Source organism: Aureivirga sp. CE67, from assembly GCF_015767245.1.
Classification (GTDB): Bacteria; Bacteroidota; Bacteroidia; order Flavobacteriales; family Flavobacteriaceae; genus Aureivirga.
Map to the genome: position 1 here is coordinate 97,254 of NZ_JADOTV010000007.1, position 778 is coordinate 98,031.

Annotated in this window: 1 protein-coding gene; it reads right to left on the reverse strand. The window is 30.8% G+C overall.

The window, feature by feature from the left end:
* On the reverse strand, positions 1–778 hold a 778-nt coding region (locus tag I0K12_RS22230; protein ID WP_196887822.1), incomplete at both ends, for a hypothetical protein.

Sequence of the window (778 nt, forward strand, 5' to 3'; positions counted from 1 at the left end):
CTTGTCCATTTCCATCATTATCACAAAGTTCAAAAGGTCCAACAGGATTTAAATTTAACTGAGAATTTAAACTAAAATCAATCTGCATCGTATTTTCACATCCATTTGCATCCGAACCTTTTACGTACACAATTTGATTTCCAGAAACGGTATAATTTGAAATGTTTGTAATTGGATTCGTAAGTGCAGCATCTGAAAAATATGCAATGGTTGCAGCAGCATTAATTTGTGTGTTTAAAGTCGAAAGATCAAAAGATTCTTGTCCATTTCCATCATTATCACAAAGTTCAAAAGGTCCAACAGGATTTAAATTTAACTGAGAATTTAAAGAAAAATCAATCTGCATCGTATTTTCACAACCATTCACATCCGAACCTTTTACATATACAATTTGATTTCCAGAAACTATATAATTAGAACTGTTTGTAATTGGATTTGTCAAAGCTGCATCAGAGAAATATTCAATAGTTGCAGCAGCATTTATTTGCGTATTTAAAGTAGAAAGATCAAAAGATTCTTGATTATTTCCATCATTATCACAAAGTTCAAATGGTCCAACAGGATTTAAGTTTAACTGAGAATTTAAGCTAAAATCAATCTGCATCGTATTTTCACACCCATTCACATCGGAACCTTTTACATATACAATTTGATTTCCAGAAACCGTATAATTTGAAATGTTTGTAATTGGATTCGTAAGTGCAGCATCTGAATAATATTCAATAGTTGCAGTAGCATTTATTTGTGTGTTTAAAGTAGAAAGATCAAAAGATTCTTG